The 26,771-nt window shown below is 64.1% G+C and carries 28 protein-coding genes; 19 read left to right on the top strand and 9 right to left on the bottom strand.

What is annotated here, in order from left to right:
• Positions 1-33: 33 nt before the first annotated feature.
• The 3 genes from ACF8C6_RS12635 to gpmI form a co-directional block, all read right to left on the bottom strand.
• Positions 34-1,338: a S41 family peptidase gene (locus tag ACF8C6_RS12635; protein ID WP_392499613.1), complete on the bottom strand. Its 1,305-nt coding sequence runs from the start codon at positions 1,336-1,338 to the stop codon at positions 34-36.
• A gap of 43 nt (positions 1,339-1,381) precedes the next feature.
• The gene (locus ACF8C6_RS12630) at positions 1,382-2,626 is read right to left on the bottom strand and encodes a murein hydrolase activator EnvC family protein (protein WP_392499611.1); all 1,245 of its coding nucleotides are present in this window, start codon (positions 2,624-2,626) and stop codon (positions 1,382-1,384) included.
• Between the two features lie 107 nt (positions 2,627-2,733).
• Complete coding sequence (gpmI, locus tag ACF8C6_RS12625) at positions 2,734-4,269, bottom strand: 2,3-bisphosphoglycerate-independent phosphoglycerate mutase (protein WP_392499610.1); 1,536 nt, start codon at positions 4,267-4,269, stop codon at positions 2,734-2,736.
• Between the two features lie 139 nt (positions 4,270-4,408).
• Here gpmI and ACF8C6_RS12620 point away from each other — a divergent pair, with 139 nt between their 5' ends.
• From ACF8C6_RS12620 to secB, 3 genes are read left to right on the top strand one after another with little or no spacing between them, the layout of a single operon-like run.
• Positions 4,409-4,822 (top strand): rhodanese-like domain-containing protein, encoded by a 414-nt coding sequence (locus ACF8C6_RS12620; protein WP_392499609.1) that lies wholly within the window; start codon positions 4,409-4,411, stop codon positions 4,820-4,822.
• 1 nt (position 4,823) lies between these two features.
• Positions 4,824-5,078 carry a glutaredoxin 3 gene (grxC, locus tag ACF8C6_RS12615; RefSeq protein ID WP_341689720.1) on the top strand — a complete coding sequence of 85 codons (255 nt, stop codon included), beginning with the start codon at positions 4,824-4,826 and terminating at the stop codon, positions 5,076-5,078.
• A gap of 35 nt (positions 5,079-5,113) precedes the next feature.
• A complete protein-coding gene (gene secB / locus ACF8C6_RS12610) occupies positions 5,114-5,587 on the top strand; it encodes a protein-export chaperone SecB (protein ID WP_392499608.1) in 474 nt (157 codons plus the stop codon).
• Between the two features lie 42 nt (positions 5,588-5,629).
• On the opposite strand, the gene trmL is transcribed toward secB, so the two are convergent.
• Positions 5,630-6,091, bottom strand: a complete 462-nt coding sequence (trmL, locus tag ACF8C6_RS12605) for a tRNA (uridine(34)/cytosine(34)/5-carboxymethylaminomethyluridine(34)-2'-O)-methyltransferase TrmL (RefSeq protein WP_392499607.1) — start codon at positions 6,089-6,091, stop codon at positions 5,630-5,632.
• A 91-nt stretch (positions 6,092-6,182) separates the two neighbouring features.
• Between trmL and ACF8C6_RS12600 the strand changes: the two genes are divergently transcribed.
• On the top strand, positions 6,183-6,719 hold the full coding sequence (locus tag ACF8C6_RS12600; RefSeq protein WP_392499606.1) for a hypothetical protein: 537 nt from the start codon (positions 6,183-6,185) through the stop codon (positions 6,717-6,719).
• A 294-nt stretch (positions 6,720-7,013) separates the two neighbouring features.
• Here ACF8C6_RS12600 and ACF8C6_RS12595 read toward each other — a convergent pair whose 3' ends face one another.
• From ACF8C6_RS12595 to ACF8C6_RS12585, 3 genes are read right to left on the bottom strand one after another with little or no spacing between them, the layout of a single operon-like run.
• Positions 7,014-8,267 (bottom strand): diguanylate cyclase domain-containing protein, encoded by a 1,254-nt coding sequence (locus ACF8C6_RS12595; RefSeq protein WP_392499605.1) that lies wholly within the window; start codon positions 8,265-8,267, stop codon positions 7,014-7,016.
• Between the two features lie 14 nt (positions 8,268-8,281).
• Positions 8,282-9,685, bottom strand: a complete 1,404-nt coding sequence (gene dbpA, locus ACF8C6_RS12590) for an ATP-dependent RNA helicase DbpA (RefSeq protein WP_392499604.1) — start codon at positions 9,683-9,685, stop codon at positions 8,282-8,284.
• Between the two features lie 31 nt (positions 9,686-9,716).
• Positions 9,717-10,604, bottom strand: a complete 888-nt coding sequence (locus tag ACF8C6_RS12585) for an acyltransferase (RefSeq protein ID WP_392499603.1) — start codon at positions 10,602-10,604, stop codon at positions 9,717-9,719.
• A 156-nt stretch (positions 10,605-10,760) separates the two neighbouring features.
• Here ACF8C6_RS12585 and ACF8C6_RS12580 point away from each other — a divergent pair, with 156 nt between their 5' ends.
• The 10 genes from ACF8C6_RS12580 (at position 10,761) to ACF8C6_RS12535 (ending at position 20,632) form a co-directional block, all read left to right on the top strand.
• The gene (locus ACF8C6_RS12580; protein ID WP_392499617.1) at positions 10,761-12,008 is read left to right on the top strand and encodes an HD-GYP domain-containing protein; all 1,248 of its coding nucleotides are present in this window, start codon (positions 10,761-10,763) and stop codon (positions 12,006-12,008) included.
• A gap of 67 nt (positions 12,009-12,075) precedes the next feature.
• A complete protein-coding gene (gene creB / locus ACF8C6_RS12575; RefSeq protein WP_392499601.1) occupies positions 12,076-12,762 on the top strand; it encodes a two-component system response regulator CreB in 687 nt (228 codons plus the stop codon).
• The gene (creC, locus tag ACF8C6_RS12570; protein WP_392499600.1) at positions 12,762-14,186 is read left to right on the top strand and encodes a two-component system sensor histidine kinase CreC; all 1,425 of its coding nucleotides are present in this window, start codon (positions 12,762-12,764) and stop codon (positions 14,184-14,186) included. The genes creB and creC overlap by 1 nt, the downstream gene beginning before the upstream one ends.
• 101 nt (positions 14,187-14,287) lie before the next feature.
• Complete coding sequence (locus ACF8C6_RS12565; RefSeq protein ID WP_392499599.1) at positions 14,288-14,728, top strand: CBS domain-containing protein; 441 nt, start codon at positions 14,288-14,290, stop codon at positions 14,726-14,728.
• Positions 14,729-15,099: 371 nt separating this feature from the next.
• Complete coding sequence (creD, locus tag ACF8C6_RS12560; protein ID WP_392499598.1) at positions 15,100-16,446, top strand: cell envelope integrity protein CreD; 1,347 nt, start codon at positions 15,100-15,102, stop codon at positions 16,444-16,446.
• Positions 16,447-16,493: 47 nt separating this feature from the next.
• Positions 16,494-16,796, top strand: a complete 303-nt coding sequence (locus ACF8C6_RS12555) for a hypothetical protein (protein WP_392499616.1) — start codon at positions 16,494-16,496, stop codon at positions 16,794-16,796.
• A 144-nt stretch (positions 16,797-16,940) separates the two neighbouring features.
• Positions 16,941-17,726, top strand: coding sequence for a hypothetical protein (locus ACF8C6_RS12550; RefSeq protein ID WP_392499597.1), 786 nt, complete (start codon positions 16,941-16,943; stop codon positions 17,724-17,726).
• A 271-nt stretch (positions 17,727-17,997) separates the two neighbouring features.
• The gene (locus ACF8C6_RS12545; protein WP_277689596.1) at positions 17,998-18,258 is read left to right on the top strand and encodes a DUF4212 domain-containing protein; all 261 of its coding nucleotides are present in this window, start codon (positions 17,998-18,000) and stop codon (positions 18,256-18,258) included.
• A 6-nt stretch (positions 18,259-18,264) separates the two neighbouring features.
• Complete coding sequence (locus ACF8C6_RS12540; RefSeq protein ID WP_392499596.1) at positions 18,265-20,034, top strand: sodium:solute symporter family protein; 1,770 nt, start codon at positions 18,265-18,267, stop codon at positions 20,032-20,034.
• Positions 20,035-20,125: 91 nt separating this feature from the next.
• Positions 20,126-20,632: a hypothetical protein gene (locus tag ACF8C6_RS12535; protein WP_392499595.1), complete on the top strand. Its 507-nt coding sequence runs from the start codon at positions 20,126-20,128 to the stop codon at positions 20,630-20,632.
• A gap of 197 nt (positions 20,633-20,829) precedes the next feature.
• On the opposite strand, the gene ACF8C6_RS12530 is transcribed toward ACF8C6_RS12535, so the two are convergent.
• Positions 20,830-21,390, bottom strand: coding sequence for an NADPH-dependent FMN reductase (locus tag ACF8C6_RS12530; RefSeq protein WP_392499594.1), 561 nt, complete (start codon positions 21,388-21,390; stop codon positions 20,830-20,832).
• 226 nt (positions 21,391-21,616) lie between these two features.
• On the opposite strand from ACF8C6_RS12530, the gene ACF8C6_RS12525 reads away from it, so the two are divergent.
• Positions 21,617-21,781, top strand: a complete 165-nt coding sequence (locus ACF8C6_RS12525; RefSeq protein WP_392499593.1) for a hypothetical protein — start codon at positions 21,617-21,619, stop codon at positions 21,779-21,781.
• Between the two features lie 133 nt (positions 21,782-21,914).
• On the opposite strand, the gene ACF8C6_RS12520 is transcribed toward ACF8C6_RS12525, so the two are convergent.
• The gene (locus ACF8C6_RS12520) at positions 21,915-22,847 is read right to left on the bottom strand and encodes a LysR family transcriptional regulator (RefSeq protein WP_392499592.1); all 933 of its coding nucleotides are present in this window, start codon (positions 22,845-22,847) and stop codon (positions 21,915-21,917) included.
• A 93-nt stretch (positions 22,848-22,940) separates the two neighbouring features.
• Between ACF8C6_RS12520 and ACF8C6_RS12515 the strand changes: the two genes are divergently transcribed.
• The 4 genes from ACF8C6_RS12515 to ACF8C6_RS12500 all read left to right on the top strand — a co-directional run bounded on the left by ACF8C6_RS12515 (position 22,941) and on the right by ACF8C6_RS12500 (position 26,609).
• Positions 22,941-24,728, top strand: coding sequence for an alkyl/aryl-sulfatase (locus tag ACF8C6_RS12515; RefSeq protein WP_392499591.1), 1,788 nt, complete (start codon positions 22,941-22,943; stop codon positions 24,726-24,728).
• Between the two features lie 35 nt (positions 24,729-24,763).
• Positions 24,764-24,982 carry a hypothetical protein gene (locus ACF8C6_RS12510; protein WP_392499590.1) on the top strand — a complete coding sequence of 73 codons (219 nt, stop codon included), beginning with the start codon at positions 24,764-24,766 and terminating at the stop codon, positions 24,980-24,982.
• A 12-nt stretch (positions 24,983-24,994) separates the two neighbouring features.
• A complete protein-coding gene (locus ACF8C6_RS12505) occupies positions 24,995-25,231 on the top strand; it encodes a DUF1145 domain-containing protein (protein ID WP_392499589.1) in 237 nt (78 codons plus the stop codon).
• Between the two features lie 103 nt (positions 25,232-25,334).
• Positions 25,335-26,609, top strand: a complete 1,275-nt coding sequence (locus ACF8C6_RS12500) for a diguanylate cyclase domain-containing protein (protein WP_392499588.1) — start codon at positions 25,335-25,337, stop codon at positions 26,607-26,609.
• Positions 26,610-26,771 lie beyond the last annotated feature (162 nt).

Raw genomic sequence — 26,771 nt, 5'->3', positions numbered from 1 at the left:
GGCATGCCCGGGCTTTTTTCGTGTGGCGGAAAGTCAGTTGCTGCGGGTGACGTTCAGTCCCTTGAGCAGGTTGAGCGCCTGGCTCAACTGGTAGTCGTCATCCTGCGGGCGTGGTTCCTGCTTTTTCTTGCTGCCGCTGGGCTTGTCCGCGCCGCCATTGCCATTGCCCAGGTGACCGGCCAGGTCAGCTTCCTTGACCGTCTCGTCGCCCTGCTCGCGGGTCACCTTGGCACGGTTGACCTCGATGTCCGGGGCAATGCCCTGGGCCTGGATCGAGCGGCCGTTGGGCGTGAAGTACAGGGCGGTGGTCAGCTTCAGGGCGCGGTCGTTGTTCAGCGGCAGCACGGTCTGCACCGAGCCCTTGCCGAAGCTGTCAGTGCCCATCAGCACGCCGCGCTTGTGATCCTGCAGGGCGCCGGCAACGATCTCGGAGGCCGAGGCGCTACCGCCGTTGATCAGCACCACCAGCGGCACGCCTTCGCTGGCGTCGGCTGGATCGGCGTTGAAGCGCAGCTCGGAGTTGGCGATGCGGCCCTCGGTGTAGACGATCAGGCCCTTCTTGAGGAAGTGGTCGGCCACTTCCACCGCGGCCTGCAAGACGCCGCCGGGGTTGTTGCGCAGGTCCAGCACCAGGCCGCTGAGTTTCTTGCCGTTGTCCTTGCGCAGTTTGGTCAGCGCCTTGCCGACTTCCTCGCCGGTGTTGACCTGGAACTGGCTGATGCGAATCAGGCCGTAGCCCTCGTCGAGCAGCTGGCTCTTCACGCTCTTGACCTTGATCACCGCGCGGGTCAGCACCACGTCGAACGGTCGTCCGCCCTCGCGCACCAGGGTCAGGGTGATCTTGCTGCCGGCCTTGCCGCGCATCTTGTCCACCGCTTCCATCAGCGACAGGCCCTTGGTCGGCTGGCCGTCGATCTTGACGATCAAATCGCCGGGCTGGATGCCGGCCTTGGAGGCGGGGGTATCGTCAATCGGCGAGACCACCTTGACGAAACCGTCCTCGGTGCCGACTTCGATGCCCAGGCCGCCAAACTCGCCACTGGTGCTTTCCTGCAGCTCGGCGAAGGCTTCCGGCTCCAGGTAGGCAGAGTGCGGGTCGAGGTTGCTGAGCATGCCCTTGATGGCGTTCTCCAGCAGGGTCTTGTCGTCGACCGGCTCGACATAGGCCGATTTGATGCGATCCATCACCTCGGCGAAGGTACGCAGCTCGTCCAATGGCAGCGGCGCCTTGCCGCTGACAGTCGGGGCTTCGACCGCTTCGTTGGCTGCCATGGCCGGGCCGCCGAACAGCAGGCCGATGGCCAGGGCGAGGGGGGTGAGGCGACGGAATTGCTGCATGTGAACTCCCAAAAATGATCAAGCGCCGACAGCTATCCGGCTGTCATCCCTGCGCGCGGCACCATTGCGCCGGGTCGCTGGGGCGGCCCTGCTGGCGGATGGCGAAATACAGCGCCGGGGTGTCCTGGCCACCGCTGGTGCCGACCGTGGCGATGGCCTCGCCGGCCTTGACGATGTCGCCGGCATCCTTGAGCAAACTCTGATTATGGCCGTACAGGCTCAAATAACCGTTACCGTGGTCGAGAATGACCAGAAGCCCGGCGCCACGCAACCAGTCCGCGAACACCACGCGCCCGCCGTGTACCGCATGTACCTGGCTGCCGGCGCGGGCACCAATCAGCACGCCATCCCATTTGGCGCGGGCATCGCCATCGCGGGGGCTGCCGAAGCGGGCGACCAGGCGGCCATCGACCGGCCAGGGCAGCTTGCCCTTGGCCTTGGCAAAGGGGCCGCCGAAGTTACCGCCCGCGCTGGACACGCTCGGCCCCAGGGGCAGCGGCTTGCTGCCCGGACTGCGTGGCTGCCGGGCTTCGAGGGCCGCCAGGCGGCGGGCTTCCTCGGCCTCGCGTGCCTGGCGGGCGAGGGTTTCCTCGATGGTCTTGAGAACACGGGCCAGTTCAAGCTGTTCCTGCTCTTTGGCCTTGAGCTTGCGGTCGCCGGCGCCGTATTCCTTGTTCAGCTTGGCCAGGGCTTGCTGGCGCTCTTTACGCACGGCGGCGAGCTTTTCCCGGCGCTGCTCCAGCTCGCTCTTCTGTGCCTGCAGCTGAGCCTGCTGGCTGCCGATCTCGGCCTCGATATTGGCCAGCTGGCGCAGGGTTTCGTTGAAGGCTTCGAGCTGTTCCAGGCGAGCTTTGCCCAGGTAGTCGTAGTAGGTGAGGGTGCGTGAGAACTGTTCCGGCTGCTGCTGGTTGAGCAGCAGGCGCAGCGGTTCCTGCTGGCCGCTCTGGTAGGCCGCGCGGGCCTGAATGGCGATCAGTCGCTGTTGCTCAAGGCGCGATTGCTGGAGTTTTTTTTTCTCCTGATCGAGGCGCTTGAGCTCTTCCTCGCTTTTCTGCAGCTCGCCTTCGAGGCTTTTGACCTCTTTCTGCAACTGGCCCATCTCGGTTTCGCTGCGCTGCAGTTCTTTCTGCACGCTGGATTTCTCGCGCTGCAGCTTCTCCAGCATTTTTTTCAGCTCGGCGACGTCGGCGCGAGCCGCGTCGAGCTGCTTCTGGGTCTCGGCCTTCTGGTCGGCGAAGGTCGGCACGGTCAGGCTGGCGAGCAGTACAAGGGCGAGGGCGCGGAGCATGCTGATGTGGCACCGGGTGCGGAGGGACGGCCTAGTATGCCCGTGGCGCTGGGCAAAAAAAACGCCCGCAGGCGGTGGCCGGCGAGCGTTTCACGGATTGCTCCGATTTACTGCAGCTGGACGATGGTCTTGCCGGTCATTTCCGCCGGTACCGGCATGCCCATCAGGGTGAGCAGGGTCGGTGCCACGTCGGCCAGCACGCCGCCCTGGCGAATGGTCGCCGGGCGCTTGCCAACATAGATGAAGGGCACCGGCTCGCAGGTGTGCGCGGTGTGCGCCTGGCCGGTGCATTCGTCTTCCATCTGCTCGACATTGCCGTGGTCGGCGGTGATCAGTGCCTCTCCGCCGACCTTGTCGAGGGCCTCGACGATGCGGCCGACGCAGCTGTCCAGGGTCTCCACGGCGGCGACGGCGGCTTCGAACACGCCGGTATGACCGACCATGTCGCCGTTGGCGTAGTTGACGATGATCACGTCATAGCGCTGGTTTTCGATGGCGTCGACGATCCTGTCGGTGACTTCCGGCGCGCTCATCTCCGGCTTGAGGTCGTAGGTGGCGACGTTCGGCGACGGAATCAGGATGCGCTCTTCGCCGGCGAAGGGCTCTTCGCGGCCGCCGGAGAAGAAGAAGGTGACGTGCGCGTACTTCTCGGTTTCGGCGATGCGCAGCTGGGTCTTGCCGTTGTTGGCCAGGTACTCACCGAGCACGTTGGTCAGCGCTTCCGGCTTGAACGCGCTGGGCGCCGGAATGCTCGCCGCGTACTGGGTGAGCATGACGAAGCCAGCCAGTTGCGGCGTGCGGGCGCGGGCGAACTCCTTGAAATCGGCCTCGACGAAGGCGCGGCTCAGCTCGCGGGCGCGGTCGGCGCGGAAGTTCATGAACACCACGGCATCGCCGTCTTCCACCTTGACCGGCTCGCCAATGGTGGTGGCCTTGACGAACTCGTCGCTCTCGCCGCGTGCGTAGGCAGCTTCCAGGCCGGCGACGGCGCTGGCGGCGTTGAACTCGCCCTGGCCGTCGACGATCAGGTTGTAGGCCTGCTCGACACGGTCCCAGCGGTTGTCGCGGTCCATGGCGAAGTAGCGGCCGGTGAGGCTGGCGATGCGGCCCTTGCCGAGTTTGGCGAAGGTGGCATCGAGCAGCTCGATGGACGGCTGGGCGCTTTTCGGCGGGGTATCGCGGCCATCGAGGAAGGCGTGCAGGTAGATCTTCTCGGCGCCGCGCTGGGCGGCCAGTTCGGCCATGGCGACCAGGTGATCCTGGTGGCTGTGCACGCCGCCGTCGGAGAGCAGGCCGAGGATGTGCACGGCCTTGCCGGCACCGACTGCCTTGTCCACGGCCCGGGTGATCTCGGCATTGTCGAAGAACTCGCCGTCGCGGATGGCCTTGGTCACACGGGTGAAGTCCTGGTACACCACGCGGCCGGCACCGAGGTTCATATGGCCGACTTCCGAGTTGCCCATCTGCCCGTCCGGCAGGCCCACATCCATGCCGCTACCGGAGATCAGGCCGTGCGGGAAGGTGGCGCGCAGGCGGTCGTAGACCGGCGTGTTGGCCGCGTGGATGGCGTTGTACTCGGGGTTGTCGCTGTGGCCGAAGCCATCGAGGATGATCAGAACCAGGGGTTTGGGCGTGGCGCTCATGCAGGCTCGCTCGCTGTGGTGATCAAAAAAGGTCGCGCATTTTACGGCCATAAGCCCGCGGCGTCACCGCCGGGCGGGGCTTGGCCGACCTGTGGGGCTGTGTATACTGGCCGCCATTTTAAGGCTTTGGAACCCCGCGATGTTGGCCCACCTGATTGAATTTGCCACTAACCACTATGCATTGGTCGGCACTTTTGCCGTGCTGCTGGTGCTGCTGATCGTCACCGAGCTGCGCAAGGGGGGCAAAAGCCTGTCCAGCCGCGAGCTGACCGCGCTGGTCAATGCCGACCAGGGCCTGGTGCTGGATGTCCGCAGCAACAAGGACTTCGCTGCCGGCCATATCGTCGATGCATTGAACATCCCTTACGAAAAACTCAGCAGCCGCATGACCGAGCTGGAGAAGCACAAGGCCAAGACCATCATCGTGGTCGATGCCCTGGGCCAGCATGCCGGTGGCGTCGCCCGCGACCTGCAGAAAGCCGGCTACACCGCAGCCAAGCTTGGCGGCGGCATCGCCACCTGGCGCGGCGACAACCTGCCCGTGGTCAAGTGACATGGCTGAGGTGGTCGTCTATTCCAGCGCCTGGTGCCCGTACTGCATCCGCGCCAAGCAGCTGTTGAGCAGCAAGGGTGTGGCCTTTCGCGAGATCAGCGTCGACGGCCAGCCGGACGTGCGCGCCGAGATGACGCGCAAGGCCGGGCGCACTTCGGTGCCGCAGATCTGGATTGGTGCCACCCATGTCGGTGGCTGCGACGACCTCTATGCCCTGCAGCGTGCCGGCAAGCTCGACGCCCTGCTGCAATCCTGAATCCTTTCAGAAACCCGTAAATAAGAAGATCCGCCATGACCGAACAAGCAAACAACGGTGCCGCCCAGGCCGAACAAGGCGCGCAATTCTCCCTGCAGCGCATCTACGTGAAGGATCTGTCCTTCGAAGCGCCGAAGAGCCCGGAAATCTTCCGCCAGGAGTGGGCACCGAGCGTGGCACTGGATCTGAACACCAAGCAGAAGTCGCTGGAAGGCGACTTCCACGAAGTGGTGCTGACTCTGTCGGTGACCGTGAAGACCGGTGAGGAGGTCGCCTTCATCGCCGAAGTGCAGCAGGCCGGTATCTTCCTGATCAAGGGCCTGGACGCCGCTTCCATGAGCCACACCCTCGGCGCCTTCTGCCCGAACATCCTGTTCCCCTACGCCCGCGAAGCGCTGGACAGCCTGGTGACCCGTGGCTCCTTCCCGGCGCTGATGCTGTCGCCGGTGAACTTCGACGCCCTGTATGCCCAGGAGCTGCAGCGTCAGCAGGCCCCCGCCCAGGCCTGATCGTTGTGCATGAAAAAGCCGCCTGCGGGCGGCTTTTTCGTTTCAGGAGCCGACGAAATCCAGCTGCCGCCAGGCTTCGTAGACCACCACCGCGACGGCGTTGGACAGGTTCAGGCTGCGGCTCTCGGGGCGCATCGGCATGCGCAGGCGCTGTGCATCGGGCACGCTCTCGCGCACGTCCACTGGCAGGCCGCGGCTTTCCGGGCCGAACAGCAGCATGTCGCCGGCCTGGTAGTGCATCTGCGCATAGCTGTGCGTGGCCTTGGTGGTGAAGGCCAGCAGGCGCGTAGGCTTGACGCTTTGCAGGCAGTCGTCCAGCGTGGCATGGCGCTGCAGGGTAGCGTATTCGTGATAGTCCAGGCCGGCGCGGCGCAGGCGCTTGTCGTCCAGTTCGAAGCCCAGTGGCTCGATCAGGTGCAGCTGGCAGCCGGTATTGGCGCACAGGCGGATGATGTTGCCGGTATTCGGCGGGATTTCCGGCTGGAACAGGACAACGTGGAACATGGCGTGGGCTCGGTCATGATCGGGCGCGACATTCTAAACTGCCGCAGCTCCGGCCAGGCGCTGCGAAACGGAATTTGATGGAGGCTTGGCCTTGAGCTTGCCCGACCACCTGACTGACCACGTTGACGGCGACGCGCAGCGTGCTGCCCTCGCCCGGCGCGAGCGCATTGAGCGTCTGCGTCGAGGCTCGGTCTGGTTCATGGCGGTGATGCTGCTGGCCATGCTGATCGGCCTGATGATCGGTCGGGTGGTACGCGATCAGATTCCCTGGGGCGGGGTCATGCCGATGCCTGAGGTGATCAGCCATCCGGCCGTACTCGCCGTTGACCCTGTGCTCGATGCGCATGGCCTGACGCTCAGGCTGCAGCTGGCGCAACCGGTTCGCTTTCAGCGCAGCGAGCAGGGCGGCGCGGTGATTATTCGCCTGGAAGACGTGGCCTTGAACCTGGCTACCCAGGCCGGGCGGGTACAGCGTGGTGGGCGCAGCCTGGCCTGGCGGGTAGAAGCCCAGGGCCGTGATGTGCAGATCCTGCTGGTCGGACTCGGCGCGGCGTTGCCGGTGCGCGAGGATCTGCAGCCGGCTGGCGAGCACTGGCAACTGAAGGTCGATGTGGCATTGCCAGAGTGAAGGGCAATTTGTCCGGGTGAACAGGATCGGTGCACCTTGCACCACAACAGTTCGTGCTCAACCCCGGGTATTTCTCGCTGTTGGCGCTGTGTGCGGCCCTGCAGGATCAGGGCGACGCAGGCGAAAGCCCCGTTTTCACGGGGTAGACAGCAAAAAGGCCGCCCGTTGGGGCGGCCTTTTTGGCTCGGGTGTAAAAGAGGGGATTCCCCGGCCTGCCTGTACCAAGGCCCCCAAAACTGGAGTTACCTGATACTAAGCAGAAGGTGTGCCAGTTTTATTACGGTGGCCGGGTATTTAAGTGTTCGAGTCTGGATGGCTGCCGAGTGTGCGTCCGCGGCCACTGCGTTTGGCCTGGTACAGCCCGATGTCGGCCTGGTGCAGCAGGTTCTCCAGTTCATCCACCGGGCCATGGTAAATACCGGCGCTGAAGCCCAGGGGCGGGGCGCCGTTGGCGTACTTGAGCGCTGCGCAGTGTCGGCGCAGCGTCTCCAGCTCGCGGTTCAGCGCGGCGCCGTCGAGTGTACTGATCAGGGCAAACTCCTCGCCGCCCAGGCGTCCCAGCAGGCTGTCTGGAAAGGCCTGGCGCAGGGCGCGGGCGAACTGCACCAGCGCGGCGTCGCCGCTGGCATGGCCGTGCTCGTCGTTGATGCGCTTGAAGTGGTCGAGGTCGATCATCGCGACGCTGATGTCGCGTCCGGCTTTCTTGGTCTGGCGCAGCAGCTCCAGGCCCTGTTCGTAAAAGGCTCTGCGGTTGTACAGGCCGGTCAGCGCATCGAACAGCGCAGCCTGTTTCAATGCGCGCAGCATGTCGCGGCGCTCCAGGCTGAACATCACCCGGCAGTTCAGTTCCTCGGGGCAGAACGGCTTGCGCAGGAAGTCGTCGGCACCATGCTTGATGAACATGGCGCTGAGCGAGCCCTTGGCGTCGGCCGAGAGGCCGAGAATGATCAGCTCGTTGCGCTTCATCTTCTGCCGCAGCAGCTTGACCAGTTCGAAGCCGCTGATGCCGGGCATGCTGTGGTCGACCAGCAGCAAGTCGATGTCCGGTTGCTCGCGCAGGATGCGCAACGCCTCTTCACCGTCGCAGGCATCGATGATCTGGTAAAGGTGTGGCGTCAGCACGCGGCGGATGAAGTGGCGGGTGGCTTCGGAGTCCTCGGCCACCAGGATCTTCACGCGGCTGTTGCTCTCCAGCCGGTGCAGCAGGCGGAAGGCGTATTCGTAGGAGTGCTGGCTTTCTTTCAGCACATAGTCGACGACACCTTTAAGCAGCAGCTCGTCGCGGCGGTGCTCGTCATAGGAGCCACTGAGCACGATGCACGGCAGGTTGAACTGCATCACCAGGTCGACGATCTCGCCACGCGGTGCGTCCGGCAGATTGAGGTCGACGATGGCGGCGAAGAACAGTGCCGAGGAGGTTTCCAGCAGGACCTGGGCCTCGCCCAGGCTGGCGCAGAACAGCGGCTGCAGGTCCGGTTCCTGACGGAACAGGTGCTCGATAATCTTCAGTACCAGTGGGCTGTCTTCCACCACCAGGATATTGCGCATCGCCATCCGTCCTTTTAGAGCATCCGCACCTTGACCGGGCGGCCTTTGATCTTGCCGCTGGCCAGGCGCTGCAGGGCCTGTTTGGCGATGTTGCGCTCCACCGCGACATAGGCCTGGTAGTCGAAGATGGCGATCTTGCCGACCTTGTCGCCGGGAATGCCGGCATCGCCCGTCAGCGCGCCGAGGATGTCGCCGGGGCGCAGCTTGTCCTTGCGCCCGGCGCTCAGGCACAGGCTGTGCATCGGCGGCAGCAGCGCCTCACCCTTGTCCTTCAGCTCGCCGAGCAGCTGCCAGGTCAGCGGGCTGCCCTGTTCGTCCTCGATGGCCTGGGCGCGATAGGCCTCGCCCGGCGCCACCAGGCTCAGCGCCAGACCCTTCTCGCCGGCACGACCACTGCGGCCGATGCGGTGGATATGCACCTGCGGGTCGCGGGCCAGCTCGACGTTGATCACCAGCTCCAGACCGGCGACATCCAGGCCGCGTGCGGCCACGTCGGTGGCCACCAGCACACTGAGGCTGCGGTTGGCGAACAGGGTCAACACCTGGTCGCGGTCGCGTTGTTCCAGATCGCCGTGCAGGGCGGCGGCGGAGATCTTCTCGGCCTCCAGGCGCGCGGCCAGCTCGTCGCACTGCTGGCGCGTGGCGCAAAAAGCGACCGCCGGCTGCTTGCGGAAGTGGCGCAGCAGACGGATCACCGCCTCTTCGCGCTGTTTGGGGTCGATTTCGTAGAAGCGCTGCTCGATCTGCTCGTCGTCGTGCACGGCGTCCACCTGCACCCGCTCTGGCTCGCGCAGGAAGCGTGCGGCCAACTGGCCGATGCCATCCGGGTAAGTGGCGGAGAACAGCAGGGTCTGCCGGCGCGCCGGGGTCTGCTCGATGACTTCGGCGATGCTGTCGAAGAAGCCCATGTCGAGCATGCGGTCGGCCTCGTCCAGTACCAGGGTGGAGAGGCCATCGAGCTTCAGCGTGCCCTTGCGCAGGTGCTCCTGGATGCGCCCCGGGGTGCCGACGATGATGTGCGCGCCGTGTTCCAGCGAGCCGATCTGCGGGCCCAGCGGCACGCCGCCGCAGAGGGTGAGGATCTTGATGTTGTCGGCGGCGCGGGCCAGGCGGCGCAGTTCCTTGGCTACCTGGTCGGCCAGCTCCCGGGTCGGGCACAGCACCAGCGCCTGGCAGCCGAAGAAGCGCGGATTCAGTGGGTGCAGCAGGCCGATGCCGAAGGCGGCGGTCTTGCCGCTGCCGGTCTTGGCCTGGGCGATCAGGTCGCGGCCTTTGAGAATCAACGGCAGGCTGGCGGCCTGGATCGGCGTCATTTCGGCATAACCGAGAGCGGCGAGGTTGTCGCGCATGGCGGCGGACAGCGGCAGGGTGGCGAAGGAGCTGGTCACGGGACGCACCTGGGCGGAAGGGGCCGGCATTGTAACAGGCTGGCGCCCACCCGCTGCGGGCTTACAGCTGCTGTTTGAGCTCGCTGATCAGGCGATCCTTGTCCTGCCAGAGCTGGGTCACCCAGGCCTGCACGTACTGGCGGAATTCCGCATCGTGCTCGTAATCACCGGCCCACAATGCCGGGTCCAGCTCGCGGCTGCGGATATCCATGATCACGCGCGGCACCTGGCCGCTGATCAGCGCCCAGAAGCCTGGAGGGCGGTCACCGGGGTAGACCAGGGTCACGTCCAGCAGGGCATCGAGTTGCGGTCCCAGTGCCGCCAGGGTGAAGGCCACACCGCCGGCCTTGGGCTTGAGCAGATGCTGGTAGGGCGAGCCTTGCTGGGCCTGCTTGGCCGGCGTGCAGCGGGTGCCCTCCAGGTAGTTGACTACGGTGACGTTGAGGTCCTTGAAGCGTTCGCAGGCGCGCTTGGTGATCTCCAGGTCCTTGCCGGCCATCTGCGGATTCTTCGCCAGGTAGGCCTTGGAGTAGCGCTTCATGAAGGGGTAGTCGAGCGCCCAGAAGGCCAGGCCGAGGAAGGGCACCCAGATCAGCTCCTGCTTGAGGAAGAACTTGAAGTAGGGCGTCTTGCGGTTGAAGGCCTGTACCAGTGCCGGGATATCGACCCAGGACTGGTGGTTGCTCACCACCAGGTAGGAGCGGTCGCGGCGCAGGCCTTCGCCGCCGCGAATGTCCCAGACGGTGGGGGTAAAGGTGGCGAAGATCAGCTTGTCGATCTCAGCCCAGGTTTCCGCCACCCACATCACTCCGCGCGAGAACAGGGCGCGCAACCGTCGGTTCGGCGCGGCCAGCTTGAGCAGGGCGATCAGCAGCAACGGGCCGATCAGCAGCAGGGTATTGAGTAGCAGTAGGACGATGACGCAGAGCGCGGTAAGCAGTCGACGCATGACAGGTTCCCTTTGTTCAGGCGCGCCCATGATACCCATCGGATCGTCTACCGCGAACGGTAGGACTCACCTAGACTCAGCCTTGATAGCACTATGCCTTTGGCTGGCGCAGGGGGTCCTCGCCAGGCTGGTGCCTTGACTGATTGGCCATCCACTGTGCTCAAACGCATTGCTGTAGCCGAGCTGTGCCTCGGCATGTATATCCACGAGTTCTGCGGTTCATGGATGGACCACCCGTTCTGGAGGGGACGTTTCCTGCTCAAGACCGAGCAGGATCTGCGGCGTATTCGCGACAGCGATATCAGCGAAGTCTGGATCGATGTGAGCAAGGGCCTGGATGTCGCCCCGGGGCAGCTCAGCCAGACGGTCGAGGAAGTCGAGGCCGAGACCGAGGCACGTCTGCTGGAGGTCGCCTCGGCGGCGCCTTTGCCGGCCCGCGCCAGCCTGGAGGACGAACTAGAGCGTGCGGTACGCCTGTGCGCACGCTCCAAGCAGGCGGTGGTCGCCATGTTCAGCAACGCGCGCATGGGCCAGGCGGTGGAGCTGGAGCACGCCCGCGAACTGGTCGAGGAAATCTCCGATTCGGTCATGCGTCACCCCAACGCGCTGATCAGCCTGGCGCGGCTGAAGAGCAGCGACGAATACACCTACATGCACTCGGTGGCGGTGTGTGCCCTGATGATCGCGCTGGCCCGCCAGCTCGGCCTGAGCGACGAACAGGTACGCGAAGCCGGGGTCGCCGGCCTGCTGCATGACATCGGCAAGATGGCGGTACCCGACAGCATCCTCAACAAGCCGGGCAAGCTCACCGATGCCGAGTTCGGCACCATGCGCAGTCATCCGCAGGCCGGCACGCGCATGCTGATCGACTGTCGCCAGGTCAGTGCCCTGGTCATCGATGTGTGCCTGCACCACCACGAGAAGTTCGACGGCAGCGGTTATCCGCACCGCTTGGCAGGTGAGCAGATCAGCCAGTTTGCCCGCATGGGCGCGGTGTGCGACGTATACGACGCCATTACTTCGGACCGGCCGTACAAGAAGGGCTGGGACCCGGCCGAGTCGATCCGCAAGATGGCCGAATGGAAAGGCCATTTCGACCCGATGATCTTCCAGGCCTTCGTCAAGTCGGTGGGGATCTACCCGGTGGGTGCGCTGGTACGCCTGGAAAGTGGTCGTTTGGGCGTCGTGATCGAGCAACACGAAAAATCGCTGCTCACGCCCAGGGTCAAGGTGTTCTTTTCGGCACGCTCGAAGATGCCGATCCCCCAGGAGGTGATCGACCTGAGCAAACTGGCTGGGCGCGACAAGATTGTCGGGCGCGAGTCAGCCGAAGAGTGGGGGTTCAAGAGCATCGAGGCGCTCTGGTCGGGGCAGGCCATGGGCAAGGGCTCGCTGTTCGACTGAGGCGGTTGACGGCGTTGGCGCCGCTGCGGCACCGTGCCTGCATCGCCACGCCGAGCGCACGGACGCCATGCCGCATATCCTCATAGTCGAAGACGAAGCCGCCATCGCCGATACCCTGGTCTACGCCCTGCAGGCCGAGGGTTTCACCACCACCTGGCTGCAACTGGCCGAAGCGGCGCTGGAGCTGCAGCAGCGCAGCCCGGCCGACCTGTTGATTCTCGATGTCGGCCTGCCGGACATCAGCGGCTTCGAAGCCTGCAAACGCCTGCGACGCTTCTCCGAGGTGCCGGTGATCTTCCTCACCGCCCGCGATGCCGAGATCGACCGGGTGGTGGGCCTGGAAATTGGCGCCGATGATTACGTGATCAAGCCGTTCAGCCCGCGTGAAGTGGCCGCGCGGGTGCGTGCCATCCTCAAGCGCTTGTTGCCCCGTGGCGAGCGCGCGACGACAGCGATCAGCCACAGCGGGCCGTTCCAGCTGGACGCCGAGCGGGTGCGGATCGACTACCACGGCCAGCCGCTGGCCCTGACCCGCCACGAATTTCGCCTGCTGCAGACCCTGCTCGGCCAGCCTGAGCGGGTGTTTTCCCGCGAGCAGCTGCTCGACGCCCTGGGGGTGCCGGCCGAGGCCGGCTACGAGCGCAATATCGACAGCCACATCAAGAGCCTGCGCGCCAAGTTGCGCCAGGTGGCGGCGCACGCCGAGGCCATCCAGACCCACCGTGGCCTGGGCTACAGCTTGAGATTAGTGTGATGCCACTGGGTATCCGCATCTTCCTGGTCTACTTCCTGTTCGTCGGTCTGGCCGGCTGGTTCGTGCTGAGCACGGTGATGGACGAAATCCGCCCAGGCGTGCGCCAGAGCACCGAGGAAACCCTGGTCGACACTGCCAACCTGCTGGCCGAGATCCTGCGTGACGAGGTCAAGAGCGGCCGCCTGGCCCAGGGCCGTCTGCCCGAGCTGCTGGAGTCCTACGGTCGGCGTCAGCCGCAGGCGCAGATCTGGGGTGTGGAAAAGCGTGCGGTAAACCACCGCATCTATGTCACCGATGCCCAGGGCATCGTCCTGCTCGACTCCAGCGGCGTGGCGGTGGGCCAGGACTACTCGCGCTGGAACGATGTGTATCTGACCCTGCGCGGTGAATACGGCGCCCGCTCGACCCGCGAGGACCCGGCCGACGAGGACAGCTCGGTGATGTACGTGGCAGCGCCGATCAAGGATGGCGAGCAGATCATCGGCGTGGTCTCGGTGGCCAAGCCGAACCAGTCGCTGCAGCCCTATATCGAGCGCTCGCAGCGGCGACTGGGCTGGCTCGGCGCGGGCCTGATCGGGCTTGGCCTGCTGATCGGCGGGCTGTTGTCCTGGTGGCTCAGCGGCTCGCTGCGCAAGCTCACCCGCTATGCCGGCGCGGTCAGCCGTGGCGAGCGCGCCGAGCTGCCGGAATTGCGCGGCGGCGAGTTGAAGCAGTTGGCCGAGGCGGTGCAGAAGATGCGTACCGAGTTGGAGGGCAAGGCCTATGTCGAGCAGTACGTCCATACCCTGACCCACGAGCTGAAGAGCCCGCTGGCGGCCATCCGTGGCGCCGCCGAGCTGCTCGAAGAGGAGATGCCGGCCGAGCAGCGCCGGCGTTTCGTGGCCAATATCGCCGGTGAGGGCGAGCGCCTGCAGCAGCTGATCGAGCGCCTGCTCAATCTGGCCCAGGTCGAACAGCGTCAGGGCCTGGAAGAGCGGGTGGCGGTGAATCTGCGCGAGCTGGTCGAGAGTCTGCTGCAGGGCCAGGCGGCGCGTATTCAGGCCGCAGGGCTGCGGGTCGAGGTTGCGCTGGACGCCAGCGTGCGGGTGCTGGGTGAGCGCTTTCTGCTGCGCCAGGCACTGGCCAATCTGCTGGACAACGCCCTGGACTTCACCCCGCCCGCCGGCGTGCTGCGTTTCTCGGCTTCCGCCTCGGGCGAGCAGTGGGTGCTGTGTCTGTTCAATGAGGGGCCGGCTATCCCCGACTATGCGCTGGCGCGCCTGACCGAGCGTTTCTATTCGCTGCCGCGCCCTGGCAGTGGGCGCAAGAGCACCGGGTTGGGGCTGAATTTCGTGCAGGAGGTGGCGGCACTGCATGGCGGCGAGTTGCGCATTGGCAATGTCGCCGGTGGCGTCGAGGTGAGTCTGAGCCTGCCGCGCGTCTAGGTGTTCTGGCGCGTAGGTTGCTACAGCTTGTTTCGCGTTGTCCGCAGGGCGGCACACTCTGCTAAAACTGTGGGGTATTCAACCAGGGAGTCAGAACAACAATGAAGACGGTCGCCGAACTGCTGCGTAACAAGAACAACGCCTATATCCATAGCGTAGCGGCGGATGCCTCGGTGCTCGAGGCGGTCAAGCAGCTGGCCGAGAAGCGCGTCGGTGCTCTGGTGGTCATGGCCGGTGGGCGCATGGTGGGCATCGTCAGCGAACGTGACTACGTGCGCAAACTGGCTGAAATGGAGAGTGCCGCCTTCGATGCCAAAGTCAGCGACATCATGACGTCCGAGGTGATCACCGTCGGTCCGCGTGACAGCGTGCAGCACTGCCTGCAGCTGATGACCGACCGCCGCCTGCGCCACCTGCCGGTCATGGCTGAAGGCGAACTGATCGGCCTGCTGTCGATCGGCGACCTGGTCAAGCAGACCATCGACGATCAGGCCAGCCTGATCCAGCAGCTGGAGCAGTACATTCGCGGTGAGGTGGGTTAGTTGCCGGGCGCTTGTAGGCTGGCGTAGAGGCGCCATGCGCCGAAACCCGGCGTGACGCGCTGCCGGGTTTCGCGCTGCTCAACTTGCGTGGCTCGACACAACAGTTCGTAGGTTGGGTTGCGGCCGCCGCGCCGAAGCCCAACGTTTTTTCGTTGCGGATTTTCGCCGTGCTCTAGCCCGCCAACCCACGGGTGCTTTGTCTGTTGGGCTTCGCGTACTCAGCCCAACCTACGAGCTTGATGCTTGGTTTTGCGGCGCTCTACCCAGCCTACCCGCTTCCAGCAATCTCCACAGACTCTCCACATTTCCCCCACGGCGCCGCCACTGGCGCCGTCGAGACTCTCCCTCGGAGCAACCCAAGGAGAGTCCCGATGAACCGCAATCTGCTGATCAAGCTTGGTGCCATAGGCCTGCTGATCATTCTGTTGATGATCCCCATCCTCATGATCGACGGCATGGTCGAGGAGCGTCAGTCCCTGCGCGACGAGGTGCTGCGCGATATTGCGCGCAGCTCCAGCCATAGTCAGACCATTACCGGCCCGCTGCTGGTAGTGCCGTACCGCAAGACCGAGCGCAGCTGGAAAACCCACGTCAACACGGGCGAACGCTACCTGGAGGAAAGCGAACGTTCCGGCCGCCTGTACTTCCTGCCCGAGTACTTTGCCCTGGGCGGCACGGTCAGCACCGAGCTGCGCGCGCGCGGCATCTACCAGGCGCGCCTGTTCCACAGCAACAGCCGGCTCTCCGGGCACTTCGAGGTGCCGGCCAACTTCGGCATCCGCGAGAATGTCGGCGACTACCGTTTTGGCGAGCCCTTCGTCAGCGTGGGTATCAGTGATATCCGCGGCATCAAGAACAACCTGGTGCTGGAGCAGGGCGGGCGCAAGCTGGCGTTCCAGCCGGGTAGCGCCACCCACCTGCTCGGCACCGGCGTGCACGCCCCGCTGCCGCTGGCCGTGGCCGACATTCACCAGGGCCGGCGCCTGGACTTCGCCTTCGACCTGCTGCTGCAGGGCACCGGCGAGCTGAATATCGTACCGGTGGGCCGCGAGACGCTGGTCGACCTGGAGGCTGACTGGCCGCATCCGAGCTTTATCGGTGCTTACCTGCCCAGCGAGCGCGAGATAACCGGCAAAGGCTTCACGGCGCGCTGGCAGACCAGTTTCTTCGCCACCAACCTGGAGGAAGTGCTCAATGGCTGCAGCGCGGGTGAACAGTGCCGCAGCCTGCAGAGCCGCTACTTCGGGGTCAGCTTCGTCGACCCGGTGGATCAGTACCTGAAGAGCGACCGGGCACTGAAGTACGCGTTGCTGTTCATCGTCCTCACCTTTGCTGGCTTCTTCCTCTTCGAGGTGCTCAGGCGTCTGGCCGTGCACCCGGTGCAGTACGGCCTGGTCGGCCTGTCGCTGGCGATGTTCTACCTGCTGCTGCTGTCGCTGGCCGAGCACATGGCCTTTGCCCAGGCCTATTTGCTGGCGGCATGCGCCTGCGTGCTGCTGATCGGCTTCTACGTCAGCCATGTATTGCACAGTTGGCTGCGTGGCGCCGGTTTCACCCTGGCCCTGGCCGCGCTCTACGGCATGCTCTACGCCCTGCTCAACGCCGAGGACTACGCCCTGCTGATGGGCTCGCTACTGGTGTTCGGCCTGCTCAGCGTGGTGATGGTGCTGACCCGCAAACTCGACTGGTACGGCCTGAGCAAGCCGGCCGCCGTCTGACCCAATACGGGCGCGGTGCGGCCGCGCCCAGTGAGGAAATCGACATGTTGCGTTTGTTCATGCAGTTTTCTGCCTGCCTGGCCCTGGGGCTGGTGGTATCCGGCCTGATCCTTATCGGGCTGATGTTCTTCGGCCAGTTCGACCTGATCCACGGTCTCAACCTCACCGGCCGGCCGCTGGCCTGGCTGGCGCTGGAGTTGTTGCCTGGCGACTTCTGGGAGGGCTTGACGGGGCTCCCGGGCGCGGCGAGTAACCCGCATGTGCAGTCTTTTCTGCAGCTCTGCGCGGCTCTCGGCCAAGTTGGCCTATTGTTGGCCTTTGGCTTCTTCCGCCTGTGGTATCGGCAATGAGTGGGCATCTGGGTTTGCGCGAGGAGGCGCGTGCCGGGCACCTGCTCGCGCTGCGTATTGCCTGGCTGTTGCGCGATACGCGTCATGGGCAGTGGGCGGGTCGCCGTATAGACTCGTGGCTCGTTGAAAGGGAGTGCTTCAAGGATGAACAAGAGACTGCTTATCTCCCTTGTCGGGCTGCTGGCGAACCTGGCTCACGCCGATGATTGCCGGCAGCAATTGCCGGCCTGGATCGAAATGGCCCATCCGGGCCATGCCGCCGGCCTGGCGCTGAAAGACGAGCGCGGGCACTACCGGGTGGAAGGTGAGCAAAGCGTCTGCAAGGTCTGGCCAGCGCGGCCTGAGCTGACCTTGATCGCAATGCCTCTGGTGCGGGCGGAGCATGACACTCATGGCGAGGCGGATCTTGAAGTGCTGGTGCTGGATAGCGAAACGCAGCGTTTCCTGGTGCGTCTGGTCGAGTACAGTCGATTGGATTGGGATGCCATCTATGTGGACAGGCTGGTCTTGGATACCGCGCCTTATCGCCTGCATGGGGATAACCTGGCCTTTGGCGTTCGAATCAGTCGTCGTAACGGGTCGCGCATGAATCCCTTCATGGAAACTGAACTCACTCTCTACGAGTTGAAAGAGCAAGGGTTGCACTCCGTGATGGGAGAGCTGGTGGTGGAGAGCTATGGCGGCGAACGAGACGACGACTGCACAGCTTCGTTCGGCGAGGCCAAGGGCGTGCTCATCGTTACGGACAATGTCGGCCACGATGGCTACCGTGACCTGATCTTCAAGCGAACTCATACTGGCCGGCGCATGGTGGTGGTTGATGGCGAATGCCAGACCATCGAAGCCGATGCTCGCCGCGATCAGTTTCGTATTGAGTATGACGAGGAACGCTACCTGTTACCGATCGAACTGGTCTCCGACCCAATTTGATGAGTTGAGGTCGCGTCTTTCGGCGTCTCGGCCGATGCTCCGCTCTAGGCGTCTTCAACCGAAGTTTCAGATGCTGGTTTAGGGCCAGACAGTCCAACTGGTCCGAGGCAATCCTCGCACCATTTGGAAGATGCCGTTGTTCTTCTACAGCTTCAGCGTAAGTGTCCGATACGGCACAAAGCGACTACTACTACCAATGTCTAGCTGTCGGCTTGCCGGGACCTGCTGCTAGTTTGAAGCTGCAGCAGAATAACAATAACCGGAGGCGTCTATGACTTCTGAAAAAGCAAATGCCGCGGCCTACTGGAAGGCCAACGTGCGGCTCATCACCTGGAGCCTGATCGTCTGGGCACTGGTTTCCTACGGATTCGCCATGATTCTGCGCCCGATGGTCGCGGGAATCTCCGTTGGCGGTTCCGATCTCGGATTCTGGTTCGCGCAGCAAGGCTCCATCCTCGTCTTCATCGGGCTCATTTTTCACTACGCGTGGAGACTGAACAAACTCGATAAAGAATATGGCGTCGAGGAGTAAGTGGTCATGAGCCAATTCGTAATCAACATGTTGTTCGTAGGCGCGTCCTTTGCGCTCTACATCGGCATCGCCATTTGGGCGCGTGCCGGCTCCACCAAGGAGTTCTACGTCGCTGGCGGCGGTGTGCATCCGGTCACCAACGGCATGGCGACCGCCGCTGACTGGATGTCCGCTGCATCCTTCATTTCCATGGCGGGCCTGATCGCCGCCGGTGGTTATGCCAACTCTACTTTCCTCATGGGCTGGACCGGTGGCTACGTGCTGCTGGCGATGCTGCTGGCACCCTACCTGCGCAAGTTCGGCAAGTTCACCGTGCCGGATTTCATCGGTGACCGCTTCTACAGCCGCGGTGCACGCCTGACTGCGGTGATCTGCCTGGTGATCATCTCCGTGACCTACGTGATCGGCCAGATGGCCGGCGCCGGCGTTGCCTTCTCGCGCTTCCTCGAAGTGGACAACTCCACCGGTATCTGGATTGCCGCAGCGGTGGTATTCGCCTACGCCGTATTCGGCGGCATGAAGGGCATCACCTACACCCAGGTTGCCCAGTACGTGGTCCTGATCGTGGCCTACACCATCCCGGCCATCTTCATCTCCCTGCAGCTGACCGGTAACCCGATCCCGCCGCTGGGCCTGTTCGGTGACCACGTCGAGTCCGGCGTGCCGCTGCTGCAGAAACTCGATGAAGTGGTGCGTGAACTGGGCTTCGCGGCCTACACCGCCGATACCACCAACAAGCTGAACATGGTGCTGTTCACCATGTCGCTGATGATCGGTACTGCCGGTCTGCCGCACGTGATCATCCGCTTCTTCACCGTGCCGAAAGTGGCCGATGCCCGCTGGTCGGCTGGCTGGACGCTGGTGTTCATCGCCATGCTCTACCTCACCGCGCCGGCCGTTGCCTCGATGGCGCGTCTGAACCTGGTGACCACCATCTATCCGGAAGGCGCTTCTGCGCCGGCGCTGTCCTATGACGAGCGTCCGCAGTGGGTCAAGAACTGGGAACAGACCGGCCTGATCAAGTGGGAAGACAAGAACGGCGACGGCCGCATCCAGATGTACAACGATGCCGCTCCAGCCTTTACCCCGACTGCCCAGGAGCGTGGCTGGAACGGTAACGAGCTGACCGTGAACAACGATATCCTGGTGCTGGCCAACCCGGAGATCGCCAACCTGCCGGGTTGGGTGGTCGGCCTGATCGCGGCGGGTGCCATTGCGGCGGCTCTGTCGACGGCTGCGGGATTGTTGCTGGCGATTTCTTCGGCGATCAGTCATGACCTGATCAAGACCTTGATCAACCCGAAGATCAGCGAGAAGAACGAGATGCTGGCGGCGCGGATCTCCATGGCCTGCGCGATTCTGCTGGCGACCTATCTGGGCCTGAATCCGCCCGGGTTCGCCGCGCAGGTGGTGGCGCTGGCCTTCGGTATCGCGGCGGCAACATTGTTCCCGGTGCTGATGATGGGGATCTTCTCCACGCGCATGAACGACAAGGGTGCGATCTGCGGCATGATCGCCGGTCTGGTGGTCACCCTGCTGTACATCTTCACCTACCTGGGCTGGTTCTTCATTCCGGAGACCAACATGCTGCCCAACACCCCGGACCAGTGGTTCATGGGCATCTCTCCGGCTTCCTTCGGTACTGTCGGCGCCCTGATCAACTTCGCCGTGGCCTACGGTGTATCGATGGTCACCGCCGCGCCGCCGCAGGAAATCCAGGAGCTGGTGGAAAGCGTCCGTACTCCCAAAGGTGCTGGTGCCGCTCTGAGCCACTAAGCATAATCCTGGCCTGACGCCATCTGTCGATGGTCCAGGCTCTGACAGACGGGCCTCCACTGGAGGCCCGTCTTTTTTCGGGAACAACCCTATGTTGTGGACTTTGCTTGCCATTGTGGTGGCGGGGCTCGGCGCTGCCGGTATCGCTCTGCTGCTGCGCAAACTGACGCGTAACAAACTGCCGAAGTGGATCGTGCCGCTGTTCGGTGGTCTGGGAATGCTGGGGTATCAGGTGTTCTACGAGTATTCCTGGTTCGAGCATCAGCAGGCGCGCCAGCCCAAGGAGTCGGTCGTGGTCGCGACCGAAGCGGGTCACGTGTTCTGGCGCCCGTGGAGCTACTTCGTGCCGATGGTCACCGCCTTTACCGTGCTCGATAGCACCAGCGTGGCGAAGCGCGAGCTGGACGGCCGGATGGTGGCCGAATTCATGCTCTACCGTTTCGAGAAGCAGCATATCGATCACGTTGCGCACCAGGCGCATCTGCTCAACTGCGACAGCGCCGAACTGTTGCCGCTGAATGCACAGCAGCAGCCGCAGCTCGATCAGCTCAAGCGCATCGCCAAGGACGGCACGCTCTATCGCCAGGTCTGCCGTTAGGCGGCAGACCCGCACCTTCCACAGGCCAACGGCCGCACTGCGGCCTGATCAACAAGCGCCTCACGGTGCTTGCCTGGCGGCCTCGGTTTTGCCTTGCAAGCCCCTACCTACAGGAGCCGTTGCCCGCTGTAGCCCAGACCAATCCACGGCAGGCGACAGCGAATAGGCACGCAGGTCGTGACCGCCCTCATGCAGGCTCAGCCTTGGGCCAGGCGTGTTACCCAGGCTGCATAGGTGTCGATGAATTTCTGCAGGAAGCCTTTGACGCCGTCATCCAGCGTGCCGTCCTCGGCAAAGAACTTGCCCGCACCGCCCAGGTAGGACTCGGGCTGTTGCAGCATGTGCACATCGAGAAACACCATGCACTGGCGCAGATGATGGTTGGCGCCAAAGCCGCCGATGGCGCCCGGCGAGGCGCTGAGCACGGCGCCGGGTTTGCCGCCGAAATGGCTCTGCCCGTAGGGACGCGAGCCGACATCGATGGCGTTCTTCATCGGTGCCGGGATCGAGCGGTTGTATTCCGGGGTGACGAACAGCAGGGCGTCGGCAGCCTTGAGCTGCCCGCGAAAACGCAGGTAGGCCTCGGGATAGGGCTCGACGTCGGTGTCTTCGTTGTACAGCGGCAGATCGCCGATCTCGACGATCTCCAGTTGCAGCGAGGGCGGTGCCAGTTCGGCCAGGGCCATGGCCAGTTTGCGGTTGATCGAGGCCTGGCGCAGGCTGCCGACCAGAACGGCGACCTTGTAGATCTTGCTCATGGAGATCTCCTTGGGTTGAAAAGTCGAACGGCAACTATAGACCGCGCTTGTCGGCTGCCGGCTTGACCTGTCGGCAGGTTGAGCAGAACGTGATCAGGCGCCGGCCGTACATCTGACGGTCATCGGTTGCGTGCAGGCTTAACCGACAAGAACAAGTCCGAAGCCTTTCCTGACTGCTGACAATCCTGGCGGCTTACGTCGCCTCATCACTGTTGAGGAAATTTTCATGGATACGTTCAACCCGCGTTACCAGCTCGAAGCGGAAGAAACCGTGAGCAAGCGTCAGCGCACTTCCCTGCATCACGCCGAAATCCTGCAAACCCTGGACGCCCTGGAGCACCTGGCCAGGCGACTGCGTAAAAAGTCGCTGCCGTATCGACGTCGGGGTTAGGCGAAGGTGGCCAGCAGATTCTATTGCGCTGCCCGCTAGCCGTGCGCCCGGCTGGCGGCGCGGGGCCAGCGACGGATGTATGAGCGGCTAAAGCCGCGATGAAGTCAGTGCGAGGCCTGGCCGCGCCGAGGAATCAGTCCGCAGCCGCGTTCAGTACCAGCGCGGGCACCAGGCTGGCGTGATCCTGCTGGTGGAGTATTTGCTGCAGCTGCTCGGCGGCCGGCGACAGGCTGTGCCCGGCGCGGCTGACGATACCGTAGGCCGAGCTGGCCACGCCCGGCACCTCGGCCAGCTGCAGCAGGGCCAGGCGCCCGGCCTGTACGTCCTGGGCGATCACGTCCCAGGGCGCCATGCTCAGCACATCGCTGTTCGACACCAGTTCCTTGAGCACCATGAAGTTGTCGCACTGGATGCTCAGCAGATCGCCGCCACCCACGCGCTCCAGGTGATGGCTGATCGCTTGTGGCAGCTGCGTGCCGGCCAGGCCATAGCTGCGCAGGTCGCTTACCTGCAGCGTGCGTTGCAGCAGGTGCAAGGGATGATCAGGGCGACAGAACAGCACGCCGGGAAAACGGCGTAGCGGCTCGATGCGCAGCTGGGCGTCTGCGTTGAGTTCGCGGATATCGGCGACGAACAGTTCGATCTCTTCATTGAGCAGGCGCCGGTGCAGCTGCTGCCAGTTCTCGGTCAACAGTTGCACGCGCACCTGTGGGTAGCGCTGGCTGAACTGCCCCAGCGCCAGCGGGACCAGGCGTGCGGCGGGATAGGGGCCGGCGCCCAGGCGCAACTCGCCGCTGCCGAGGTTGCCCAGCTGGCTCACTGCGTTGCTCAGCGCCCGGCTGCTGGCGAGCAGGCGCCGGGCATGCTCCAGCACCAGCTGGCCGTGGGCGGTAAGGCTGATGCCGCGGCTGTGGCGGTCGACCAGCTGGCAGCCGAGGCTGCTTTCCAGCGCCTGGATGCTGCGACTCAGGGCCGGTTGGCTGAGGTGCACGGCCTCGGCAGCGCGGGCGAAGTGGCCGTGCTCGGCGAGGGCGACGAAGTGGCGGAGCTGGCGGAGGTCGTTCATGCGCTTGGTGCATTGCCTTTTAGATTGAAATGCATTGGAAGTATCAAGGCTGTTTTGCCAACCTGCCAGCACATCCAGAACAAGAGTCCTGTCATGTCTTCCATCAGTCGCTTCAGCGGCCTGCTGCTGGCCGCCGCATTGCCCTTCACCGCCCAGGCCGAGCTGCCGGCCGAGCGTATCGAGCCGTCGATCAATGCCGAGCTAGCCGCGCACACCAAGCTGTTCAGCCAGAAGGTCTACAAGATCGCCGACAACGTCTACTCGGCGGTGGGCTGGCAGCTGGGCAACGTGGCGATGATCGAGGCGCCGGAAGGGCTGATCATCGTCGACACCGGCGAGTCGGTCAGCGAGTCGCGCAAGATCATGGCCGAGTTCCGCAAGTTCAGCGACAAGCCAGTCAAGGCGGTGGTCTACACCCACTTCCACCCGGATCACATCAACGGCGTGCAGGCCTTCGTCAGCCGCGAGCAGGTGGAGAGCGGCGAGGTGCAGATCTACGCCCACGAGACCCTGCTGGCCAACGTGGTGGCCCAGGGCGCGCTGGTCGGGCCGATCCTCGGCGTGCGCTCGGCCTACAGCTTCGGCTCCTTCCTGGAGGCGACAGATACCCAGGACATGAACGCCGGCATCGGCCCGCTGGTCGTGCCCGAGCCGTCTTCCTTCATCGCCCCGACCATCACCTTCAAGGACAAGCTGGACACCACCATCGCCGGCTTGCCGGTGCAGTTCCTGCATGCGCCCAGCGAGGCGCCGGACGAGATCGTTCTTTACCTGCCGCAGAACCGCGTGCTGATCAGCGCTGAGGTGGATCAGGGGCCGACCCTGCCGAACATCCACACCCTGCGCGGCACCAAGTTCCGCGACCCGGTGCAGTGGGTGGCCAGCCTGGACAAGCTGCGCGAGTTCCGCGCCGAGTACATGGTGCCGCTGCACGGCCAGCCGGTGAGCGGTGCGGACAAGGTCGAGGAAGTGCTGCGCATGACCCGCGACGGCATCGCCTATATCCACGACCAGACCGTGCGCTGGATGAACAAGGGCCTGACCCCGGACGAGCTGGTGGAGAAGGTCAAACTGCCGCCGCACCTGGCCGGCTACACCCCCTATCTGCGCGAGTACTACGGCACGGTGAAGCACAGCGTGCGGCAGATCTACAACGGCTATCTGGGCTGGTTCCAGGGCGACCCGGTGGACCTCGACCCGATCCCGCCGAAGGACAAGGCAGAAAGGCTGATCGCCCTGATGGGCGGCCGCGACAAGGTCCTGCTGGCGGCCGGCGAGGCCTACCTGAAAGGCGACTACCAATGGGCCGCCGAGCTTTCCGGCTACGCCATCCGCGTCGACAACGACGACAAACTGGCACGCGACATCAAGGCCCGCAGTTTCCGCAAACTGGGCTACGCCAGCATGAACATCAACTGGCGCAACTGGTACCTGATGAGCGCCATGGAGCTGGAAGGCAAGCTCGACGGCGAGAGCATCCGCGACCGCGCCGTGGCCATGCGCGCGGTGCTGCTGTCGCCGGACATGGTGCGCAACTTCACCCCGCAGATCTTCCTGCAGAACTGGATCACCCGCATCGACCCGGAGAAGGGCCGCGACGTCGAGCTGACCCTGGGCTTCGAGTTTCCCGATATCGACGAGCAATGGGCGCTGGAGATCCGTCGTGGCGTGGTGCAGCTGCACCAGGGCATTCCCGCGGGCACCCCGCTCAAGCTGACCATGGACAAGCGTTTCATGGAGACCCTGCTGACCGGCGAGGGCGGCCTGGTCAAAGGCGCGCTGCTGGGCGATGTGAAGGTCGACGGCAACCTGCTGGATATCAAGACCTTCCTTGCCTGCTTCGATTTCGGCGACGAACCCTTCGGCCTGACCGTGCGCTGAACTCGCCCCGCAGGGATAGAGCGCTGAAGCGGCGCGTGGTCAGCTACCTCGATCTGGAATTCACCGAGGTGGTGATGCGCGGCCATGCGCCGCCGGCGCATGACACCCAGATCGCCCCGTCCGAGCTGCATAATCGGGTGTCAGAGCCGCAGCGCCGGTGCAAGCTGATCAAGCGTCTCAACGAGCCCGAGGCGCACAAAGTTGGCATCGGCAGCGGCTGCCGATATCCGCAACCGCCTTTTCTCTACAGTTGAAGGAAGTAACTCATGCTCAAAGTCGCCAAAGGCGTGCTGGCCCTCTACTGGCTGCTGGCCCTGGTCAACCTGTTCCTGCCCTTCGCCGGCCCCTACATGAACTGGATCGCCCTGGCGTTGCTGGTCGTGCACCTGCTCGAGATCGTCCTGCTGCACGGCCGCCTGCAACGCCAGGTCGAGCCCTGGAAGGATCGACTGCTGATACTGCTGTTCGGCGTGCTGCATGTCCGGGGCTTGCGCAACGCCTGAATGCCGGATTCGCTGAGGTAGGTGGTCTACGAACCCGCGTGGCGGCGTGCTAAGTTGTCCATTAGTGGCAGTCTGCCGTTATGCATTGGTTCTGTAGTCCGTTATGAAGAATGACAGCGGCAAGTTTCCCTTCGATGCCCTTGACCTGTTGCTGGACGCCGTATGCATGGTCGATGCGCAGGGGCGCTTCGTGTTCGTCAGTGCCGCCGCTGAGCGCGTCTTCGGCTATTCGCCAGAGGAAATGATCGGCCGGCGCATGCTCGATTTCGTTGCCCCTGAGGATATCGAGCAGACCCAGGCGACTGCGCGGGCCGTCATGGCCGGTCAAGTTCAGCCGCATTTCGAGAATCGCTACGTACACAAGGCCGGGCACCTGGTGCACATCATGTGGTCGGCGCGCTGGTCCGAGGCCGACCAATTGCGAATCGGCGTGGCCCGTGACATCACCGCACGCAAGCAGGCGGAAGCCCTGCAGGCAGCGACCTACAGCATTTCCGAGGCGGCCCATACGGCGCAGGATTTGCTGGCGCTGTTCCGCCAGGTGCATCAGATCGTCGACCAGCTGCTACCGGCCCGCGACTTCTGTGTGGCGCTCTACGACAGCCAGAGCGGCAAGCTGGAATTCCCCTACCAGGCGGACACCCAGGCCGAACCGCCTATCGCCCTCTGCCAGGAGCTGGTGCGCACCGGGCAGCCGCTGCAAGTGGCGGCCAATGACGGTCACCGCTGGCTGGGAGCGCCGCTGGTGTCGGAGGCCGGCGTGATCGGTGCGCTGGTGCTGCACAGCCCAAGCAACGAGGCGCGTTACAACGAGCTGTTGCAGTTCGTCTCGACCCAGGTCGCCACCGCCATCGAGCGCAAACGCCTGTACGAGCGCCTGCAGCGCATGGCGCGTCACGACGAACTGACCGGCTTGCTCAACCGTGGCTTCCTGCACGACCGCATCGACAGCGCCCTGGCCCGTGCTCGTCGCAACGGCAGCCGGTTCAGCCTGGTGTTTCTCGACCTGGACAAGTTCAAGCAGGTCAACGATACCTGCGGCCACACCGTCGGCGACCGCCTATTGCAGGAAGTCGCGCTGCGGCTGCAACAGTGCGTACGCGAAGCCGACTCGGTGGCCCGCATCGGCGGCGATGAATTCGTCCTGCTGCTGGAGAATATCGAGGCGCCGGAGAGCGTCGACAAGATCGCCGCCAAACTACGCAAGGAACTGGGCCGCCCGCTGAACATCGACGGCCATCCCCTGCGCATCGTCCCCAGCATCGGTATCGCCCACTACCCCGAACACGGCGAGCAGATCGAAACCCTGCTCAAGCACGCCGACACCGCCATGTACCGGGAAAAACGCGCAGGCCAGACGGTGCCCAGCAACCACTGATCCCACCTCTTGCGTCCGCCATCAGAGGTCCTGCCTCCGCTGGCCGACATGGCGGCAAACAAAAAGACCAGTGCAATGGCTGGTCTCGATGATCACTCTATTTGGTGGGCCCACACGGACTCGAACCGTGGACCAAAGGATTATGAGTCGCCTGGAAACGCT

The sequence above is a fragment of the Pseudomonas sp. zbq_18 genome, assembly GCF_043102245.1.
Taxonomy (GTDB): Bacteria; Pseudomonadota; Gammaproteobacteria; order Pseudomonadales; family Pseudomonadaceae; genus Aquipseudomonas.
The sequence above is the reverse complement of the archived record's forward strand: the minus strand, read 5'-3'. Positions and strand labels throughout refer to the sequence as shown.

Bases quoted from the DNA above. Each gene is read 5' to 3' on its own strand.
- ACF8C6_RS12565 (WP_392499599.1), top strand. From the start codon at position 14,288: ATGAAGACGGTCGCCGAACTGCTGCGTAACAAGAACAACGCCTATATC.
- ACF8C6_RS12585 (WP_392499603.1), bottom strand. From the start codon at position 10,604: ATGCGTCGACTGCTTACCGCGCTCTGCGTCATCGTCCTACTGCTACTC.
- ACF8C6_RS12505 (WP_392499589.1), top strand. From the start codon at position 24,995: ATGCTCAAAGTCGCCAAAGGCGTGCTGGCCCTCTACTGGCTGCTGGCC.
- grxC (WP_341689720.1), top strand. From the start codon at position 4,824: ATGGCTGAGGTGGTCGTCTATTCCAGCGCCTGGTGCCCGTACTGCATC.
- ACF8C6_RS12550 (WP_392499597.1), top strand. From the start codon at position 16,941: ATGAACAAGAGACTGCTTATCTCCCTTGTCGGGCTGCTGGCGAACCTG.
- ACF8C6_RS12635 (WP_392499613.1), bottom strand. From the start codon at position 1,338: ATGCAGCAATTCCGTCGCCTCACCCCCCTCGCCCTGGCCATCGGCCTG.
- creC (WP_392499600.1), top strand. From the start codon at position 12,762: ATGCCACTGGGTATCCGCATCTTCCTGGTCTACTTCCTGTTCGTCGGT.
- ACF8C6_RS12530 (WP_392499594.1), bottom strand. From the start codon at position 21,390: ATGAGCAAGATCTACAAGGTCGCCGTTCTGGTCGGCAGCCTGCGCCAG.
- ACF8C6_RS12535 (WP_392499595.1), top strand. From the start codon at position 20,126: ATGTTGTGGACTTTGCTTGCCATTGTGGTGGCGGGGCTCGGCGCTGCC.
- ACF8C6_RS12515 (WP_392499591.1), top strand. From the start codon at position 22,941: ATGTCTTCCATCAGTCGCTTCAGCGGCCTGCTGCTGGCCGCCGCATTG.
- gpmI (WP_392499610.1), bottom strand. From the start codon at position 4,269: ATGAGCGCCACGCCCAAACCCCTGGTTCTGATCATCCTCGATGGCTTC.
- ACF8C6_RS12520 (WP_392499592.1), bottom strand. From the start codon at position 22,847: ATGAACGACCTCCGCCAGCTCCGCCACTTCGTCGCCCTCGCCGAGCAC.
- ACF8C6_RS12595 (WP_392499605.1), bottom strand. From the start codon at position 8,267: ATGCGCAATATCCTGGTGGTGGAAGACAGCCCACTGGTACTGAAGATT.
- ACF8C6_RS12525 (WP_392499593.1), top strand. From the start codon at position 21,617: ATGGATACGTTCAACCCGCGTTACCAGCTCGAAGCGGAAGAAACCGTG.
- dbpA (WP_392499604.1), bottom strand. From the start codon at position 9,685: ATGCCGGCCCCTTCCGCCCAGGTGCGTCCCGTGACCAGCTCCTTCGCC.
- creD (WP_392499598.1), top strand. From the start codon at position 15,100: ATGAACCGCAATCTGCTGATCAAGCTTGGTGCCATAGGCCTGCTGATC.
- ACF8C6_RS12630 (WP_392499611.1), bottom strand. From the start codon at position 2,626: ATGCTCCGCGCCCTCGCCCTTGTACTGCTCGCCAGCCTGACCGTGCCG.
- creB (WP_392499601.1), top strand. From the start codon at position 12,076: ATGCCGCATATCCTCATAGTCGAAGACGAAGCCGCCATCGCCGATACC.
- ACF8C6_RS12620 (WP_392499609.1), top strand. From the start codon at position 4,409: ATGTTGGCCCACCTGATTGAATTTGCCACTAACCACTATGCATTGGTC.
- ACF8C6_RS12500 (WP_392499588.1), top strand. From the start codon at position 25,335: ATGAAGAATGACAGCGGCAAGTTTCCCTTCGATGCCCTTGACCTGTTG.
- ACF8C6_RS12545 (WP_277689596.1), top strand. From the start codon at position 17,998: ATGACTTCTGAAAAAGCAAATGCCGCGGCCTACTGGAAGGCCAACGTG.
- ACF8C6_RS12540 (WP_392499596.1), top strand. From the start codon at position 18,265: ATGAGCCAATTCGTAATCAACATGTTGTTCGTAGGCGCGTCCTTTGCG.
- trmL (WP_392499607.1), bottom strand. From the start codon at position 6,091: ATGTTCCACGTTGTCCTGTTCCAGCCGGAAATCCCGCCGAATACCGGC.
- secB (WP_392499608.1), top strand. From the start codon at position 5,114: ATGACCGAACAAGCAAACAACGGTGCCGCCCAGGCCGAACAAGGCGCG.